Raw genomic sequence first — 18,465 nt, forward strand, 5'->3', positions numbered from 1 at the left:
GGCGCCTCAGTCATTGGCCACCCAACCCTTGACCACCTGGGCCACGCGCTTGGAGTCGGTCTTCACGGCTTCACGCGCCATCCGCAGTCGTTCCTCATATGAATCCACCGGCAGGGCCAGCGCATCCGGCCCGCCCAGGCTGGCCCGGTCGGCGCCGAGCGCCGGCAGTGGCATGCCATCGTCATCGACCAGCTGCACGTCCGCGGTATGCGGTTCCAGTGCCTGCGGGTCGTCCTTCTTGTTCTGGCCAGTGATCGCACGCAGGGCCGGGCGCAGCACGCCGAACAGCAATGCCAGCACTACCACGGCACCCAGCAGCATGCGACCGGCGTCGTGCACCCACGGCAGCTCCCACCATGCCGGGCCTTCGACCGGCGTGGTGTCACGCACGAACGGGGCATTCATCACCGACACGGTGTCGCCACGCTCGGCGTTGAAGCCGACGGCCTGCTTGACCAGCGCCTCGACGCGGGTCAGTTCGGCGGCCGACAGCGGCTGCGGGCTCATCTTGCCGTTGGCACCGGCGCGCGGCACGTTGTCCACCAGCACCGCCACCGAGACGCGCTTGATGCGGCCGGCCGGCTGGCGGGTGTGCTGCAGGGTGCGGTCCAGCTCGTAGTTGCGGGTCGCGTTCTTGCTGCTTTCGGTCGGGGCCTGCGCAGTGGCCGGTGCGGCCTGCTGGCCCGGCGGGCTGTTGCTGGTCGCGCCCGGCACGCCCTGCGGGCCCGGGGTGCTGGTGGTGTTCTCGCTCATCTGCTCGCTGCGCAGCTTCTGCGGTTCACCGTTGTAGAGCTCACGGGCTTCCTCGGTCACCGAGAAGTCCATGTCCACGCTCACTTCCGGATTGACGCGGCCAGGACCGGTCATCGGCTCCAGCAGCTCGCGGATGCGCTGGTTGAACGAGGTTTCCTGGCGGCGGACCTGCTCGAACTGGGCCGCATTGACCGCCGCCTCGCTGTTCGGGTCGGTGATGCTGAGCATGCGCCCGCTCTGGTCGACCACGGTCACGCGTTCCGGAGCGAGGTCCGGAATGCTGGCCGCGACCATGTGCACGATGGCGTCGACCTGGCTGCGTTCCAGCTGCTGGCCGCCACGCAGTTCCAGGGTGACCGAGGCGCTGGCCACGTCACGCTGCCGGGTGAAGGCGCTGGGCTTGGGAATGGCCAGGTGCACGCGCGAATCGCGCACCGGGCGCAGCGTGTTGATGGTGCGCGACAGCTCGGTTTCCAACGCATGCTGGTAGCGCGCGCTTTCCACGAACTGGCTGACGCCGAATCCCGGGTCGCGCTCCATCAGCTCGAAGCCGAGCTTGCCGCTGTCGGTCAGGCCGGAGCCGGCCAGCTTCAGGCGGGCGTCGTGCAGGTTCTTTTCCGGCACGGTGATGCCACCGGTGGCCGGGTCGAGCGCGAACGGGATCTGCGCGGCGCGCAGCAGGTCGGTCGCTTCAGCGGTCGCCTTCTGGTCCAGGCCGGTATACAGCGGGACCATGCCGGGCTTCTGCGACCAGAAGAACACGGACAGGCCTGCCGCCACCGCCACCGCGATCATCGCCATCAGGCCCAGCCGACGGGTGATCTGCAGACTCTGCAGGCGGTCGAACCATTGCCCGGCCTTCTCGGCGTTCAGGCTGTCCTTGGAGAGCGTCAGTGCCATGCGTCAACGTTCCTTACAGCGGCATGTTCATCACGTCCTGGTAAGCCTGGACGAGACGGTTGCGGACTTCCACGGTGGCGCGGAAGGCGATCTGGGACTGCTGCGAGGCGACCATCACCTTGGCCAGGTCGGCGCTGGGGTCGCCCATTTCGAAGGCCTTGGCGAGGGCGCCGGATTTCTGTTGCGCGTCGTTGACGCCGGCAATCGCACCACGCAGGGTTTCGGTGAAGCTGGCCGGCTGGGCCTGCGGTGCGTCCAGCACCGTGCCCGGCAGGGCATTGCTGCGCGGCGTTTCGCCCAGCGGGTTGAGCGCCGGCTGTCCCATCTGGGTCTGATAGGAGCGGATCTGCGAAAGGATCGAAGTGACGGAGTGGGACATCTGCAACGGTTCCAGAAACAGGGGATGGGGTTGTCTGCTGGAGCAGGTGCAAGTGCCGTGCCGAAACCGGTTTTCGATTCAGTGAAGTGAGGAGGTTGGGTGTGCGTGCGGGGTTGCACCCCGCTCCCCGCGGTAGCGCCGGCCGCTGGCCGGCAACCTCAGCAGCAACGGCCGAAGCCGAAGCAACGGCAGAAGCTGGCTATCCGTGGGGTGGCGCGGTGGATCCGGTTGCGGGGGACGCCGTAAACCCGTCCCTGGGGGCTTGGCCGCGGCATCCATGCCGCGGACACCCCCGCAACCGGACCCACCCCGCCTTCGACAGTTTCCCGCGATCTGTCGGAATTGCATGGGCTGCTCTTGGTGGGTGTCGACCTTGGTCGACACGGCTCTTCTGGGGTCGGATCCCGTTGCTGCGCAACGGGCTCTGACCCCATGGTCATGTGTGGACGAGGTGTCGACGAGGCGCCATTTAACCGGCGTCGGTTTTCTGGCCTATGGCTGCAGGGTCCAGCGGCCGGAATTCTGGCGCTGGCGCGGTGCGATGGGGCCGTCGTGCTGGGTGTAGATGAAGCGGCCCTGGCGGTCGCTCAGGCAGGTCAGCAGCAGGGTGTAGCGGGCAGGGCCTGCCGGGTGGGCTTCGGTCATCTGGATCTCGGCGATGTGCGGGGCCAGGCGCTGGTAGCGGTAGCTGCCGCCGATGCGCAGATCGGTGCCGAGGATGTCCAGCACGTACTGGTTGCCGGCGAAGCTGAGCTGGACCATGCGTCCGGCATTCGGATTATCTGGCTGGTACAGCGGGTCGCTGAGGTTGGTGAACTGGCGCTGGTCCAGCGTGGTGGGCAGGGTGCAGTCGGCGGCGGTGGCCAGGGCCGGGAAGAGCAGGGCGGCGAGCAGGGTGAGGCGATGCATGGTCGGAGCTCCTTGGGATGTCCTTGCCATGCTCCGCACTGCGGCGGTGATGTCTTTAGGAAAACGTGCAAATGCAATGGGGTCAGATTCCTTTCCGCAGGAAAGGGATCTGACCCCAGGTACTGGAAGCACCAACGCCCGGGCAAGCCCAGGCGTTCGTGCCCCCTTCATGCTGGTCGCGAGCTTCAGCCGGCCAGTTCGGCCTGCTCGCGTTCGATGCCGTACTTGCGCAGCTTTTCCACCAGGGTGGTTCGGCGCAGGCCGAGCAGCTGGGCGGCGTGGGCGACGACGCCCTGGGTGCGTTCCAGTGCTTCGTTGATCAGGCCCAGTTCGATGTTGGCCATGTGGTTGCGCAGGTCCATGCCTTCATCGGGTAGCGCCGCCGGTGCTGCGGCGCGATTGACGGCAATGCCGTGCTCCAGTGCCGGTTGGCTGCCGCCGCCCGGGGTGTGGAACGAGAAGCTGCGCAGGTCCAGGCGTTCTTCGCTCGCCGTCGGCTGTACCGGTGCCGGTGCGGCCACCGCTGCCAGTGCAGCGTCGCCACGGTAGCGGGCCGGCAGGTCCTGCACGCGCACCGAACCGCCCGGATGCAGCACCGCCAGGCGCTCGACCAGGTTGGTCAGCTCACGCACGTTGCCCGGCCACTCGTAGCCGGCCAGTGCCTGCAGGGCTTCCGGAGTGAAGCGCACTTCGCCGCGGCCGGTACGGGCCAGCTGCGCGGCAATGGTTTCGACCAGTGCCGGCAGGTCTTCGCGACGCTCGCGCAGGGCGGGCACGTCGATCGGGAACACATTGAGGCGGTAGAACAGGTCCTCGCGGAACTTGCCTTCGGCAATACGGGTTTCCAGGTCGCGGTGGGTCGCTGCAACGACGCGCACGTTGCAGCGGATGGTCTGGTTGCCACCGACGCGCTCGAAGCTGCGCTCCTGCAGCACACGCAGCAGCTTCACCTGCATCGGCAGGCTCATGTCGCCGATTTCGTCCAGCAGCAGGGTACCGCCTTCGGCCATTTCGAAACGACCCTTGCGCGCGGTCAGTGCGCCAGTGAAGGCACCCTTTTCGTGGCCGAACAGTTCGCTTTCCAGCAGGTCGGCCGGAATGGCGCCGCAGTTGATCGCCACGAACGGGCCATCACGGCGCGGCGAGCGCTGGTGGATCGCGCGCGACACCACTTCCTTGCCGGTACCGGATTCGCCCAGCACCAGCACGGTGGTGTCGAATGCGGCCACCTGTTCGATCATGGTGCGCAGTTCGGTCACCGCCGGGCCGTTGCCGGTCGGGCCCTGGTCCTGCGCGGCGCCGGCCTGGTGCTCGGCATCCAGGCGCTTGAGGCTGGCGCGGCGCAGCAGGGCTTCCATCTGCGCATGGCGCAGCGGGGTTTCCAACGGCCAGATGTTGGCTTCGTGCAGGCCGTGCTGGTGGGCAAAGGCTGCGGCATCACCGTCGGCCAGCAGTACCGGCGGCGGCAGGCTGCTGCCGCCCAGCCAGTTGTACAGTGCGGTGCTGTCGGCGTTGTCGTCCAGAGTGCCGACGATCACCGCCATCCAGTCGTTCTGGCGCTGGCGGCCCAGGTCGAAGTCGGCCGCGTCGGAAACCCAGCGCGGGTTGAAATCCATGAATTCCAGCAGGGCAACGGTGCGCTCTGCGCGCACGGCGTCGTTGTCCAGCACCAGGATGCGCGATTCGCTCACGATCGATCCTCCCTGAGGCCTTCCAGGATCGGCATGACTTCCTGGATGTAGGACAGCTTGCTGACAAAATTGTCGGCGCCAGCGCGTAGCGCGTGTTCGCGGTGCTCGGCGTCGTCGAAGTGGCTGGCGATCACGATGTACGGTGCATCGTCTTGCGACTTGATCAGGCGGGTGGCCTGCAGGCCGCCCATTTCCGGCATCGCCAGGTCCATCAGCACCACCTGCGGGCGCAGCGTTTCCGAGCGCTCGATCGCTTCCAGGCCGTTGCCGGCGCTGCCGACGATCTGCAGCCAATCGATCTTGCGGAAATGGCGCATCGCCGCGTTGATGAAGCCCTCGTGGTCATCGACCAGCAGGACCGTGAGCTTGTTCATGTCCAACATCCTTTTCAGCCCACCCGGGCCAGCTGCGGTTGCCTGGCGCCAAGCCGGCGCCGTTCACGGGCCGGGGCGATGTCCAGTTGTTCTCGGTATTTTGCGACGGTTCGGCGGGCAATGTTCACCCCCTGGCGCGACAGCAGGCCGGCGATGGCCTCGTCGGCCAGCGGGCGGCCGGCCGGTTCGGCGTCGATCAGGCGGCGGACCATGGCCTTCACGGCCTGGCCGGAGACGCTGGCGCCTTCCAGGCGCACGGCGAAGAAGTGCTTCAGTTCGAAGGTGCCGCGCGGGGTCTGCAGGAACTTGCCGGTGGTGATGCGCGAGACGGTGGACTCGTGCATGCCGATTTCCTCGGCCACTTCCTTCAGGGTCAGCGGCGCCATGGCCTCCTCGCCACGCACCAGGAACGCGGCCTGGCGCTCGACGATCACCCGCGCGGTGCGCAGCAGGGTGTCGTAGCGCATCGACAGGCCGCGGCTGAACCAGCGCGCTTCCTGCAGCATTTCGCGCAGTGCCGGTGCGGCCTCGCTGGTCTCGGCCAGGGCCTGTTCGTACTGGCTGTTAATCGAGACGCGGCGGCTGGTCGCCGGATTCAGCGCCACCTTCCACTGGTCGTCGGCGTGCCAGGCGACCACGTCCGGCACCACCACGGCATTGCGTTCGGGCAGCAGGCTGTCACCCGGGCGCGGCTGCAGCGAGAGGATCAGGCGCACGGCTTCGCGCACGTCGTCGATCTCGGCGTCGTGCAGGCGGGCGAGGGCGGGGTAGTCGTGCGCGGCCAGCGCGTCGAGCGCGCCATCGAGAATGCGTGCCGCCAGGTGGCGGGCGGGGACTACGCCGTGCAGGCTGCGCAGCTGTGCCTGCAGGCCTTCGCGCAGGTCCTGAGCGGCCATGCCGGCCGGCTCGCCATGCAGCAGCTGCTGACGGATGGCTTCCACGCCGTCGGCGGCGATGTCGAACTGGGCGCTGGCCAGCAGCTGCAGCTGGTCCAGCGGTGCCTGCAGGTAGCCTGCCTCATCGCAATGGTCCAGCCAGAAGGCGGCCACGGCCAGCTTGCGGTCATCCATGTCCAGCGACAGGCGCTGCAGCACGCGCAGCTGCGGGTCGCTCGATTCGCCGGCGGCGATGCGCGCCATGCGGTCGTCGTCGCCGTCCTGCCAGCTGGCGCCGGCCACGTCCCACATCGACGACTCGGGCAGCTCGTCGAACGCAGCGGTTTCCAGCGTGGTGGCGCCGGCCTCGGTGGCTTCGGCGGTGGGTGCTTCAGCCTCTTCGATCTCCAGCAGCGGGTTGGAGTCCAGCAGGCGCTGGATTTCCTGTTCCAGGTGCAGGCCATCAAGCTGCAGCAGCCGGATCGACTGCAGCAACTGCGGGGTGAGGTGAAGTTGTTGGCCCAGCTGGGCCGAGAGTGCAGCCTTCATCGTGGTTCCCCGGCACCGCTCCCCGGCGCCTTGTGGAACGCATCTTGCTTTTGATCCGGCGGGGGCGGAATCAGGGGGTTCCTGAGGGGCTTCGTGAATGTCCTGACAGGGTGTAGGGGTATTCCCTACATTATCGCGGAATGTTGACGATGGTCGCCGCTAAGTTGCTGATTCCCGGTGTGGGTGCCGGGTTGATCGGGCTGCGCCGTGTACGGATTCCTGTCGGGGCCTGTCAGGGTGACGGGAATTCGTCGCAGATGAGGGGTGTCGCGGGGTCAGATCCCTTTCCATGGGAAAGGGATCTGACCCCACTGGCAGGCAATCACTCCAGCTCGTGCTGGTGGCGCGCGGCCAGCAGCAGCAGATCGTTGGCGCGGCGACAGCCCAGCGACTCCATCATGCGTGCGCGGTGGGTTTCCACCGTCTTGACGCTGATGCCGAGGTCGGCGGCGATTTCCTTGTTGCTCTCACCCTTGCCGATGCGGCGCAGGATCTCGCGCTGGCGCGGCGACAGTGCGGCGATGCCGGTGAGTTTCTCGCGACCGAGCATCGGTGCTAGCATCTTGGCGGAGATCTGCGGGCTCAGGAACACCTGGCCGGCGTGCGCGGCACGCAGCGCCAGTTCAAGCTCCTGCGGTGCGGCATCCTTGACCAGGAACCCGACCGCACCGCGATCGAGTGCATCGCGCACGTGGGCGGCGTCGTCGTGCATGGTCATCATCACCACCCGCGTGCCGGGGGCGCGCAGGCGGATGTCGCTGAGGGCTTCCAGGCCGGTGCGGCCGGGCAGTGACAGGTCCATCAGGATCACGTCCGGGGCGTGCTGCAGGGCCAGCTGCAGTGCCTGCTCGGCATTGCTGGCCTCGGCGACGAGCTGCACGTCGGCAAACCCCTGCAGCAGCCGCGCCAGGCCGGCGCGGACCAGGGTGTGATCGTCGACGATGAGAACTCGCACAGGCACGTTGGAGGTCCGTGAGGGGAGTCCACCTTAACTTAGCTGAACGGGCGCGCCAAGGGTTGCCCATCCGGCGTCATGGTGGCAGGTTTCAGCGGGCGCGGCGTGCTTCGGCCACCTGGCGGCGATGCAGGCGGAACAGATGCCGCTCCATTGCCATCTCCAGGCCATCGCCAAGACGCTGGAAACGCAGCCACAGGTAGTGACCACCGCCACCGTCCGCCGCTTCGGCGATCACTTCCACGGGCAGGTCGATATGGTCAGGCAGCCAGTCGCTGGGCTGCAGACGCACCAGGCCGGCCTGACCAGGGCTGGCGCCGCTGCGCGGCCCCAGCTGCAGGCGGATGCCGCGGCGTGACCAGCGCACGGGGCGCAGCGTCAGTTCCTGGCCCTGCTGGCGCACCAGCCGGCCGAGCAGCACCATCGCCAGATCCACCTTGGCTTCCAGCCGCTGCAACTGCAGGCTGGACTCATTGCGGTCGTCGTGCTCGTCAACGCGGCTGTCCTCGACCAGGGCCAGGCTGCGCAGCAGGCCTTCGGCACTGCTGGTACGACCGGCGGCGCTGCCTGCCTGGAACTCGGCCGGCAAGGCCAGCTCGCAGCTGAGCGTTTCGTCGAACAGCTCGCTTTCGGCGGGGTGGTGCAGCGACGTGGTCGGCAGTTGGGTCATGCGAGTGATTCTGCCTGCAGGTAGGCATGCGCCGCGCGAAGGGAGCGCTGGCCATCGTTCATCAGTGCGGCCACTGCATCACGACGCTGGCGCAGCAGGCCGAGCAGGTTCTGCTGGCGTTCGAACAGCGCGGTCAGCGGTGCGTGATCGGCTGCGGTCAGCGGCTGGCTGAGCAGGGCATGCAGGGTGCTGTCGTGGCCATCAAGCAGGCTGTCGGCCTGGTCGAGGGACTCTTCGCCCAGGGCCTTCTCGAAGGCATCCAATTGCGCGTGCAGTTCGTGCAGGCTCATGGCGCCACCGCAGCGGGGCGACGCTGCTCCATCGGAATGGCGTTCCAGGCGCTGTCGATCTCGCCCAGCAGCTGCAGGGACTCATCGAGGGCGGCGCGGTCGTTGTGCAGGTTGGCCTCGGTCAGGCGCTGCAGCACGTAGTCGTAGAGCGCCGACAGATTTCCGGCGATCTCGCCACCGGCCTCATGGTCCAACGAGCCGTTGAGGTGGCCGACGATCGCGCAGACTTCGCCGATCGCCTTGCCCTTGCCGGCCTGGTCGCCACGCTCGAGGCTGGCCTGGGCGCGCCGCACGCGCTCCAGCGCGCCGGCCAGCAGCATCGCCACCAGCTTGTGCGGATCGGCGTCGGCAACCGCACTGGTCACTCCCACCTGGCGGTACTGCTCGGCATATTGACGGCTGGAACCGTACATTCGTGATTCTCCTTGCGCTGGGTGCCGCCGGGCGGTCGTGGGGACCGCTGCCGGCGGTGCGGCGTTGATTGCTGTTGCGTCCGTTATCGGTGCGTTACACGCCAAACTTGAGCGTCGAACGCATTCCTTTAGCGGTTCAGCTGTGCCAGCTGCTGCTGCAATGCGGTGTTGCTTTGCTGCAGTTTGCCCATCAGGCTGTCCAGCGCCAGGAACTGCTTCTTGTAGCGTTCCTCGACGTTCTTCATGCGGACGTCCAGGTCCTTGCGTCGCTTGTCGATGTTGTCCAAGGTGGTGTTCAGGCCCTTGGTACGGGCGACGAAGGCGCCTTCCTTGCCCGTGGTCGTACTGACGTAACCGTCCACCATCGTGTAGAGCTTGCCGGCGCCGCCGGTATCACCGGTGATCGCCGAGCGGATCTTCTCCGGCTGGCTGGCGAGCGCCGCTGCGAATTTGGTCGCGTCCAGCACCAGGCTGCCGTCGGCATTAGGATAGCCACGGGTCTGCAGGCCGAGCTTCTTCGGATCCAATCCATCCGCGGACAGATCCTTCAGTACAGCGCCCATCATCGAACGCAGCTGACTGGATGCGCCGCGCATCTGCGCATCGCCCGTCAGCGTCGCCGCTTCCTTGGTCTTGGCGTCGTACTTGGTCTCGGTATTGATGGCGGCGATCGCATCGTTGTAGGCCTTGACGAAGTCCTGCATCACCTTGGTGGCTGCAGTGGTGTCGGTACTGATCACGACCGTGCTCTTGCCCTTGACCTTGAGGTTCAGGGTCAGGCCCGGTACGGCGTCGGTCACGGTGTTGCTGTCGCTGATCACCGTGACGCCATCGATGGTCAGCTCGGCATCGGCTGCCGCGGTGTTCTCCTGAAGGCTGCCAATCAGTGCGCTCAGCTTCGGGTCGCTGCCGCCATATTCCAGCTTGATCGCGTTGGCGGCGCCGGTTTTCTCCTGGGCGATCGACAGGTACTGGCTATCGCCCGAAGCGATCAGGGTCGCCTGCACGCCTTCCTTGCGGCCTGCGGCATCTATTTTGTTGCGCACGGTGGTCAGCGTATCTCCGGCCTCCACCTCGACCTTCATCGTCTTTGCCTTGTCGCCCACGCCAACGGTCAGCGTCAAGGTTCCGGCGCCGAAGGTGTCGGTCTTCGGCACCGAGGCGTTGGCAATCAGCTTGTGTGCCGTGGCGAGGGATTTCACCTCCACCTGGTGCGTGCCGTTGGAGGCCGCTGCCTTGGTCGTGCCTTGGTCGTACAGCGCCACCGATGCCGTCAGCACATCGTCGGTGTTGCCTGGCTGTGCTTTGCCGGTGGCGGTGACGGTGCGGGTGTCGAAGGCTGTCGTGGCCTTCAACGCGGTCAACGCGGTCTTCAGCTTGTCAAAGGCCGAGGTGACGGTGCCGATCGACGACAGCTGCATCTTGGCCTTGGACTGCTGCAGGTTCAGCGCGTTGTCGGCGGGCTTGCGGTCGGCCGCCACCAGTTGGCTGACGATGTCTGAAATGTTCAGGCCCGAGCCGATGCCACCGTATCCAAAGCTTGCCATGTGATTCTCCTGGTATCGGGCCTGGTCGCTAGGCGCTGGCCCGTCGTCAACGAAAATAGCGGCCTGCGCCGCTGGGTCTTGAGGACTTCGTTGATGCATGCACCGTGCCAATGCTCCGGCGCAGGTTCTGGCACGCAGGTTGCAGGAGGGTTGGGGCAGGGTGCGGGTGGAATCACCGCAGGCTGCCGGGAGTCTGCAAAAAACCCTCCCCCAAGGCAGGGGAGGGATCAGGCTACTGACAATCGGGGGGAGACGAAGCCGCCCGGTACGTACAGTCAAAGGTACAGCGCTGAAAGAGAGGTCCGCAGGAGCGGGCGATGCCAAGCCGGTTCGGGAGTACTCCCGGGCCGGGCATGGCCCGCGCCTTCGTGCATCGTGGCTTCCCGGTTGCCGCTACCGTCGGGACTAACCGACGGTAGCGGCGCCTTCTTGCCGTGGATCAGCGCAGCAGGCTGAGCACGCCCTGCGGCACCTGGTTGGCCTGGGCCAGCATGGCCGTACCGGCCTGCTGCAGGATCTGGGTGCGGGTCAGCTCGGCGGTTTCCTTGGCGAAATCGGTATCCTTGATGCGGCTACGCGAGGCCGACAGGTTTTCCGTCGAGGTCTGCAGGTTGGCGACGACCGAGGTGAAACGGTTCTGGATCGCACCGAGGTCAGCACGGGTGCTGTTGATGCCCTCCAGTGCCTTGTCCACGATCTGCAGCGCCTGTTGAGATTTGCCGTAGCTGGTGACGTCAAGGTCAATGGCATGCTTGGCATCGGTAGCAACCAGAGCTGCGTCGTCTGCGAGGGTTACGCCGGTTGCGGTGATCTGGTCGCCGACTTTCCCCTCTTTCCAGGAGCTGATGGTTACCTTGCCCGCGGAGTCCACTTCGGCAGAGACTCCGAGGTCGGCCGACTTCTGATTAATGGCCTTTGCAATGGCATTACCTTGGGAAACCACGCTGGCAGCCTCACCTGCGGCCTGCGTTGATGCGCTACCTGCGTCGAACTTCACACCACTGAAGTTCACCGTCGCGCCATTTGCGGAGATCGAGAAATCGGCAACGGTACCTGCAGCGAACGCAAATACCGAGGAACCGGCGGGAGTTTCTGCAACGGCAGTGGTGGTCGCTGTAGTGGTCGCCGAGGAGAACAGGGTGCCACCCAGCGAATCAGTCTTGGCGTTGGTAATCTTGTCAATTGCGATTGCTTGGCCAGCATTTGCGCCAACCTGGAACAGCTGGCTGGAGAACGAGCCGTCCAGCAGCTTGGTGCCATTGAAATCGGACTGCTTGGCCACACGATCAATCTCGCTGACCAGCTGATTCACTTCCGACTGCAGTGCCTTGCGATCACTTGCCGAGTTGGTCGCGTTGGACGACTGTACAGCCAGCTCACGGATACGCTGCAGGTTGTTGCCGATCTCGGTCAGCGAACCTTCGGCGACCTGGGCCAGCGAAATGCCGTCATTGGCATTGCGGATGGCAACGTCGGTACCGCGGATCTGGGTGCCGAAGCGCTCGGAGATCGCCAGNTCAGCGAACCTTCGGCGACCTGGGCCAGCGAAATGCCGTCGTTGGCATTGCGGATGGCGACGTCGGTACCGCGGATCTGCGTGCCGAAGCGCTCGGAGATCGCCAGGCCAGCGGCGTCGTCCTTGGCGCTGTTGATGCGCGAACCGGAGGACAGGCGCTGGATGGTGGTGGCCAGCGAGCTGCCGCTGGTGCTCAGGTTACGCTGAGCATTCAACGACATCGTGTTGGTGTTGATGACTTGTGCCATGGTGCTTTTCCTTTGGCGGAGGTGATGCGTGGTTCAGTATCCGGGCACCGGATCAACCGGTGCCCGGAAGACGATCAGGAAGAGGATCAGCGCAGCAGGCTGAGCACGCCCTNAGGAGAGGTCCTTGAGCGGTTGCACGTGAGTTGGGTTAGACGCCCCCGACGTGCCCCGGGGGCGGCTCATGTCAGCGCTGCAACAGGCTGAGCACGTTCTGCGGTACCTGGTTGGCCTGGGCCAGCATGGCCGTACCGGCCTGCTGCAGGATCTGGGTGCGGGTCAGTTCGGCGGTTTCCTTGGCGAAGTCGGTATCGCGGATGCGGCTGCGNGTGCTTTTCCTTTGGCGGAGGTGATGCGTGGTTCAGTATCCGGGCACCGGATCAACCGGTGCCCGGAAGACGATCAGGAAGAGGATCAGCGCAGCAGGCTGAGCACGCCCTGCGGCACCTGGTTGGCCTGGGCCAGCATGGCCGTACCGGCCTGCTGCAGAATCTGGGTGCGGGTCAGCTCCGCGGTTTCCTTGGCGAAATCGGTATCCTTGATGCGACTACGCGAGGCCGACAGGTTTTCCGTCGAGGTCTGCNTTCGGCGGTTTCCTTGGCGAAGTCGGTATCGCGGATGCGGCTGCGCGATGCCGACAGGTTCTCCGAGGAGGTCTGCAGGTTGGCCACCACCGAGGTGAAGCGGTTCTGGATCGCGCCGAGGTCGGCGCGGACGCTGTTGACCGATTCCAGAGCCTTGTCGACGATTGACAGTGCTTGCTGGGCACCCTCAACGGTGCTCACATTGAGGTCCTCGACGTGGCGTGCGGTTGCGCCGGTCAGCGTGCCACCGGTTCCGGCCGCAACCTGCTGCAGGCCGATGTTGGCAAAGTTCGCGTCCACTGCTGTAGCGCCGGTGGTCGGAGTGGCGCTGACAGACAGCGCGAAAGTTTGGCCTGCCGTGGCTGAGTGCAGGGAGAGCTTACCGGCGTCCACCTTCGCCATGACGCCGGTCTCACCGAGGCGACTATTAACTGCTGCAGCTGTGGCGGCGGTGATCGATTCGCCGGCCTTCACAGTGAAGTCGGGAATCTTGATGGTGGTCGGGGTGGCCGCGCCCTGCGGGGTGATGCCGATCTGCAGGCCGGAGAAGGTCGTATCGGCCGCAGCCTTGTCGGCCGCGATGGCCTGGGTGTCGTAGACGTTGGCGAAGGTCGCTGCGCCCAGTGTATCTGCCTTGGCATCGACGACGCTGTTGATCGCAATCGCCTGGCCAGCATTGGCGCCCACCTGGAACAGCTGGCTGGTGAACGAGCCGTCCAGCAGCTTGGTACCGTTGAAATCGCTCTGCTTGGCGACGCGGTCCACTTCCGAGATCAGCTGGGTTACTTCGGCCTGCAGGGCCTTGCGGTCGCTGCTGGAGTTGGTAGCGTTGGAGGCCTGCACGGCCAGTTCGCGGATACGCTGCAGGTTGTTGCCGACTTCGCTCAGCGAGCCTTCGGCGACCTGGGCCAGCGAGATGCCGTCGTTGGCGTTGCGGATGGCCACGTCCAGGCCGCGGATCTGGGTGCTGAAGCGCTCCGAGATCGCCAGGCCGGCGGCGTCGTCCTTCGCGCTGTTGATGCGCAGACCGGACGAGAGGCGCTGGATGGTGGTGGCCAGCGAGTTGCCGCTGGTGCTCAGGTTGCGCTGAGCGTTGAGCGACATCGTATTGGTGTTGATTACCTGTGCCATGGGGTCGTCTCCTCTTATATGGAACCCGTTGGTGAATGAAACGAAGCGCCGCCTGTTTTTTTGTGTGGCTGTGTGCTTCGTTGTTGCCAAATGAATAACGGCGCTTTGTCAACAACCTTTAGCCGTGAATTCCGTTGGAGCCGTAATTCGTTGCCGGAGGCTGTTTTTCCGGGGTTTTCCAGCCCTGGAGGGGCGTGAAGGCGACCCCGGAGGGGGCGGTTGGGCAAGCCCAGCCAGCGCTGATGAAGGTATCGGCGGGGGCCAGCCGGGCTTGATGGGCAATCACGGAAAATCCCTGGTAGCCCGCCTGGCGCGCGCCTTGGCAATGGACCGCAGAAACGAAAAAGGCCGCGATGCAGGGCATCGCGGCCTTTCAGGACTGAGGTGGGAGAGCTGTCAGCCGATCTTGTTGAACAACGACATCGACTGCATCTGCGAGAAGATCGTCTGCGCCGCCTGCAGTGCGGTGCTCTGCAGTTGGTACTGGCTCAGCGCATCGGCGTAGTCCAGGTCGCGCATCTGCGACAGCGTGGTCTTCAGGGTCACACTGTTGGCCTCACGCATGTCGGCGGCATTGTCCAGTGCCTTCAGCTGCGCACCGCCGGCTGCACGCGAGTCGATCATCCGCTCCGACGCCCGCGCCACGTCGCGCAATGCGCTCTGCAGCTCGTTCTGCTGTGCGCTCATCTTCGCGGTGGTACCGGTGTCGGCGTCCAGCGCGGTGATCAGCTTGTCCATGGTGTCGAAGATGTCGCGGCTGCTCGCCGGCTTCACGTTGAAGCTGTCACCTGCTGCCGGCGCGCCGGTGATCTGCAGGCGCACGCCGTTCACCTCCAGATTGTCGCCGGCCTTGTAGGTACCGGTGCTGGTCACGTTGCCGGCGCCATCGAGCACCTGGTACTGGTCGGCAGCGGTGAAGCGGATGCTGAAGGACTGCCCGTTCCAGCTGTCGGTGCCATCCCGGGTGATGTTGGTCAGCACGCCGTTGCCGGTATTGCCTGTTGCGGCACCACCATCGACGAAGCCGTCACCAGTGGGGATGCGCATGAAGATCTCGCTGCCGGGCAGGGCATCGCGGACGTAGGTATCGGGGCCGACCTCGATCTGGCGCTGGGTCTGGTCACCGCGGTAGACCACCTTGCCGTTGATCTTGGCGAACGGCGGGTCACCATCGTTGGTGCCGCCGAACACATAGCGGCCGGTGCCGTCTTCGGCGTTGGCCAGCGACAGCAGGCCGTCGCGGATCTGGTTCAGCTCGGTGATCAGCGTCTTCTTGTCGGACGCGCTCAACGCGGGGTTGCTGGCCTGGATGGTCAGGTCGTTGACCCGACCCATCAGGTCGTTGACCTGGGCCAGGGTATTTTCCTGCACGCCCAGCCGGTTCTGTACGTTGCCGGCATTGAGCTTCATGCGGTCCAGGGCGGCCAGGCTGCGATCAAGGCCCACGGCAGCACCGGCGCCGACCGGGTCGTCCTTGGCGCTGACGATCTTGCTGCCGGTGGCGATCTGCTGCTCCAGATGGCTGAGCTTGGCCTGCTTGGCCATCATCAGCGACACCGACTGGTTGTACATCATGCTGGTGGAGATGCGGCTGCTCATCGGCGGACGGCTCCCAGGATTGTCTGGAACATGCTGTCGGCGGTGGAGATCAGCTGCGAGGCGGCCTGGTAGGCCTGCTGCAGGCGCAGCATGTCGGCGGCTTCCTCGTCCAGATTGACGCCGGACACCTCGTCACGGGCTTCCTGCGCCTTGTCATTGATCACCAGCTGCGCCTCCAGCGAGTACTCGGCCGAGCGCGCGGCGGCACCGACCTGGGTGGTGAGGCCACCCAGTGCGCCGTTCAGGGTCACGGTGCCGGCATTGAAGGCCTTCGCGCTTTCCACCTTGGCCAGCTTGGAGGCATTGCTGTTGTCCGAGGAGCCGGCCGGGGTCGGGGTGATGTTGAAGGTGTCGCCGACCTTCGGTGCGCCATCCAGCACGAAGCTCCACCCGTTGGCACTGATGGTCTGGCCGGGGGTGTAGGTCTGCGGCGGGCCGCCATCGATGGTGTAGGTGGTGGCCGAGGTGAACACGATCGCGGCCGGATTGCGCAGGTTGGCGTTGGTCGAATCGCTGACGGTGACCCCACTCAGTTTGCCGGTACCGGTGTTGGAGGTCGCGGCCGCGCCCTTCACCGCAGCGGCCGCAGCGATGCGCGAGGGATCGGTGATCGCCACTTCCATGGTGCCAGCCACGCCTGCGGTGGGCTGCAGCAGGAACCGATCATTGGCGGCCGGGGTGCCCCCGACCACCATCTTGACGCCGTTGATCACCAGCGGATCGGCAGCGGTGCCGGTACCGGTCAGCGGAACGTTGGCGCCGGTGTCGGCACGGCTGGCCTTCCAGTTGGTGCCATCGAACTGCAGCACCACGTTCTGTGCTTCCAGCTTGCCGAGGTCGCCATAGGTGGCGCTCAGGCTGGCGCTGCCGGTATTGGCGTTGTTGGCGGTGACGCGCGGGTTGCCGATGTTGAAGAAGTCGCCACCCAGCTGGCCATACATGTCCACGCCCTGGTGATGGGCCTGGTTGAACGTTTCGGCCAGGCCCACGGCGAGCTTGCCCAGTTCGGCCTGGGCCGGGGTCAGCACGGTGTCGCGGAATTCCAGCAGGCCACCGATCTGGCCACCGACCGCCTTTGCGTCAAGCCTGATCGTGTTGCCCTGGGTCTCCAGCGCCAGCTGCAGGCGCTCGGGCTGGTACGGGTCGGCCACGGTGGTGACCTTGGTCGCCGTGGTACCCACCACCAGCGCGTTACCGCCGGCGGTGTAGACATTCATGATGCCGCCGTCCTGGATCACTGCCGTGCCACCGGTGTAGCCGATCAGCTGGGTGATCAGCTGGTCGCGGCGATCGAGCAGGTCAGGCGCAGCCGTGGCGATGTTGGTGCCGATGGCGCCGTTGATCTGCGCGATCTCCTGCGCCAGGCGATTGACCTCGGTGGCACCGGCCATCAGGCCGTTGTTGACCTCGCTGTTGAGGTTGTTCAGGTGCGTGTTGAGCTGCACGAAGCGGTTGGCCAGCGCCTTGCCACCGTCGAGCATGTTCTGTCGGTCGGCCGTGCCGGAGGCATTGGAGGACAGGCCGCTGACCGAGTCGAAGAAGTTCGACCACACGCCGGCCACGTTGGTGGCGGCTTCGGAGAACAGCGAGTTGACCCGGTCGGCCATGCCGGAGAGCTGCTTCAGGCGCGCCAGCTCACCGCTGCTGTCGAGCAGGCGCGAGATCGCCAGCTGGTCGGCGGTGCGGCGGATGTCGGTGATGCGGGTGCCGTTACCGACCGTGCCATAGCCGTAGTTCTGCGGATCAGCGGTGGCGAAGTTGACCTTCTGCCGGCTGTAGCCGGGGGTATTGAGGTTGGCCACGTTGTGGCTGGTGGTTGCCAACGCACGCTGGAAGGCGAGCAGGGCACCAGTACCGGTGGAAAGTACGCTGGACATGGGGTTCCTCAACGACGAGTGATACCCAGCGCCGCGGTTGCGGTGCTGGCGAAGGTCTGGCCAAGGCGCAAGCCGGCATCGGCCACGGCACTGACGGCGCGCTCGATGGTCGGGCCGCCGGCGATCGCGGCGATCTTGGCCGCGTAGCGCGGATCGGTGGCATAGCCGGCGCGCTGCAGGCCGCGGGCGAAGCCCTGCACGTCGGTGCCGGCCTGCAGGGCCTGCTGATAGCGCGGGCTGGTCTTCAGCAGGCGCACGTAGTCGGCGAAGCTCTCGGCCGGCGAGCTGTAGGCGCGGAAGCTGGCGGTCTCATTGCGGCGTACGCCGTCGACGTATTCATGGGTGCCGGCCACGGCGCGCTGGCCGTTCCAGCCATTGGCCTTGATACCGAACAGGTTGTGCGAAGTACTGCCATCGGCGTGCTTGATGTGGCGCTTGCCCCAGCCGGTTTCCAGCGCCGCCTGGGCGACCAGGGCGCGGGCATCCACGCCCAGTTCCTTCGCCGCGCTCTGCGCGTGCTGCCAGATACTGGCGACGAAGCCTTCGGGGGTGTGCTCGCCCAGCTGGGCGACGGCGGTACGGGTGGCCATTGCATCGGCCGGGCTGATCGCGGTGCCGCGATTGCTGGCGGTGGCCGACCACTGGTCGCTGTTGGCGGCCCAGTCCTCGCCCTGCAGGCTGCCGATGTACGGATCGTCGGTGCCCAGCGAGCGGTGCATGCTGCTGCTCTCGCGCCCGGCGATCAGGTCCAGCGCCTGTTCCATCGGCGCGACCGCGGCCTGCGCACCGTGCTGCGCACCGGCGGCCATCTGCTGCAGCAGGCGCACCGCCTGGCTGCCGTCTTCCAGCGGCAGCGACGGTGCCGGCTTGGCCGGTGCATTGAGCTGGTAGGCACGACTGGCCTTGGCCGGGTCCACGCGGGTATCCAGCGCCGGGCCCTCGGCGGCCTGGCCGGACAGCTGCCGGCTGATCATGCCCGACAGGCCCAGGCCCTTGCCGCGGGTCATCGCCTCGGCAATCTTCTGGTCGTACATCTCGCGGAACATCTTGTTTTCGCCGGGGAACAGCGAGTCGCCGAAGCTGGCGTCACGCATGCTCTTGACCAGCATCTGCGCGAACTGGCCTTCCAGTTGGCGCGCGACCTTGTCGATCTTGGCCGGATCGTTCTGTTGCGCCGGGTGCAGATCGAATGCGGGAGTGATGCGCAT

14 protein-coding genes and 4 pseudogenes are annotated in these 18,465 nt (G+C 66.0%); all 18 read right to left on the reverse strand.

Going from position 1 to position 18,465, the window contains the following annotated elements:
• Positions 1 to 6: 6 nt before the first annotated feature.
• On the reverse strand, positions 7 to 1,653 hold the full coding sequence (fliF, locus tag D5301_RS07535) for a flagellar basal-body MS-ring/collar protein FliF (protein WP_153855272.1): 1,647 nt from the start codon (positions 1,651 to 1,653) through the stop codon (positions 7 to 9).
• Positions 1,654 to 1,666: 13 nt separating this feature from the next.
• A complete protein-coding gene (gene fliE, locus D5301_RS07540) occupies positions 1,667 to 2,032 on the reverse strand; it encodes a flagellar hook-basal body complex protein FliE (RefSeq protein ID WP_005409552.1) in 366 nt (121 codons plus the stop codon).
• A 492-nt stretch (positions 2,033 to 2,524) separates the two neighbouring features.
• Positions 2,525 to 2,941 (reverse strand): hypothetical protein, encoded by a 417-nt coding sequence (locus D5301_RS07545; protein ID WP_153855273.1) that lies wholly within the window; start codon positions 2,939 to 2,941, stop codon positions 2,525 to 2,527.
• Between the two features lie 185 nt (positions 2,942 to 3,126).
• Positions 3,127 to 4,632 carry a sigma-54 dependent transcriptional regulator gene (locus tag D5301_RS07550; RefSeq protein WP_180847605.1) on the reverse strand — a complete coding sequence of 502 codons (1,506 nt, stop codon included), beginning with the start codon at positions 4,630 to 4,632 and terminating at the stop codon, positions 3,127 to 3,129.
• Complete coding sequence (locus D5301_RS07555; RefSeq protein ID WP_010485922.1) at positions 4,629 to 5,006, reverse strand: response regulator transcription factor; 378 nt, start codon at positions 5,004 to 5,006, stop codon at positions 4,629 to 4,631. The genes D5301_RS07550 and D5301_RS07555 overlap by 4 nt, the downstream gene beginning before the upstream one ends.
• Before the next feature lie 14 nt (positions 5,007 to 5,020).
• Complete coding sequence (gene rpoN / locus D5301_RS07560) at positions 5,021 to 6,430, reverse strand: RNA polymerase factor sigma-54 (RefSeq protein ID WP_153855274.1); 1,410 nt, start codon at positions 6,428 to 6,430, stop codon at positions 5,021 to 5,023.
• Positions 6,431 to 6,752: 322 nt separating this feature from the next.
• Positions 6,753 to 7,385 carry a response regulator transcription factor gene (locus D5301_RS07565; protein ID WP_324187303.1) on the reverse strand — a complete coding sequence of 211 codons (633 nt, stop codon included), beginning with the start codon at positions 7,383 to 7,385 and terminating at the stop codon, positions 6,753 to 6,755.
• 91 nt (positions 7,386 to 7,476) lie between these two features.
• A complete protein-coding gene (locus D5301_RS07570) occupies positions 7,477 to 8,055 on the reverse strand; it encodes a PilZ domain-containing protein (RefSeq protein ID WP_032127386.1) in 579 nt (192 codons plus the stop codon).
• Entirely contained in the window at positions 8,052 to 8,345 is a 294-nt protein-coding gene (locus tag D5301_RS07575) for a hypothetical protein (protein ID WP_010485909.1), read from the reverse strand. Before D5301_RS07575 ends, D5301_RS07570 begins: the two co-directional genes overlap by 4 nt.
• Complete coding sequence (fliS, locus tag D5301_RS07580; protein ID WP_153855275.1) at positions 8,342 to 8,758, reverse strand: flagellar export chaperone FliS; 417 nt, start codon at positions 8,756 to 8,758, stop codon at positions 8,342 to 8,344. Before fliS ends, D5301_RS07575 begins: the two co-directional genes overlap by 4 nt.
• 128 nt (positions 8,759 to 8,886) lie before the next feature.
• Entirely contained in the window at positions 8,887 to 10,305 is a 1,419-nt protein-coding gene (gene fliD, locus D5301_RS07585) for a flagellar filament capping protein FliD (protein ID WP_110712228.1), read from the reverse strand.
• A gap of 439 nt (positions 10,306 to 10,744) precedes the next feature.
• Positions 10,745 to 11,933, reverse strand: a pseudogene (locus D5301_RS07590) (flagellin).
• Positions 11,884 to 12,069 (reverse strand): annotated as a pseudogene (locus D5301_RS24360) (flagellin); the annotation flags it as partial. The pseudogenes D5301_RS24360 and D5301_RS07590, both read right to left, overlap by 50 nt.
• A gap of 184 nt (positions 12,070 to 12,253) precedes the next feature.
• Positions 12,254 to 12,400 (reverse strand): annotated as a pseudogene (locus D5301_RS07600) (flagellin); the annotation flags it as partial.
• Positions 12,401 to 12,480: 80 nt separating this feature from the next.
• Positions 12,481 to 13,781: pseudogene (locus tag D5301_RS07605) on the reverse strand (flagellin).
• 396 nt (positions 13,782 to 14,177) lie between these two features.
• On the reverse strand, positions 14,178 to 15,380 hold the full coding sequence (gene flgL / locus D5301_RS07610; RefSeq protein ID WP_153855276.1) for a flagellar hook-associated protein FlgL: 1,203 nt from the start codon (positions 15,378 to 15,380) through the stop codon (positions 14,178 to 14,180).
• The gene (gene flgK, locus D5301_RS07615) at positions 15,377 to 17,257 is read right to left on the reverse strand and encodes a flagellar hook-associated protein FlgK (RefSeq protein WP_153855277.1); all 1,881 of its coding nucleotides are present in this window, start codon (positions 17,255 to 17,257) and stop codon (positions 15,377 to 15,379) included. Before flgK ends, flgL begins: the two co-directional genes overlap by 4 nt.
• An 8-nt stretch (positions 17,258 to 17,265) precedes the next feature.
• Positions 17,266 to 18,465: a flagellar assembly peptidoglycan hydrolase FlgJ gene (gene flgJ, locus D5301_RS07620; RefSeq protein WP_153855278.1), complete on the reverse strand. Its 1,200-nt coding sequence runs from the start codon at positions 18,463 to 18,465 to the stop codon at positions 17,266 to 17,268.

It is taken from the genome of Stenotrophomonas sp. MH181796, assembly GCF_009659995.1.
Classification (GTDB): Bacteria; Pseudomonadota; Gammaproteobacteria; order Xanthomonadales; family Xanthomonadaceae; genus Stenotrophomonas; species Stenotrophomonas riyadhensis.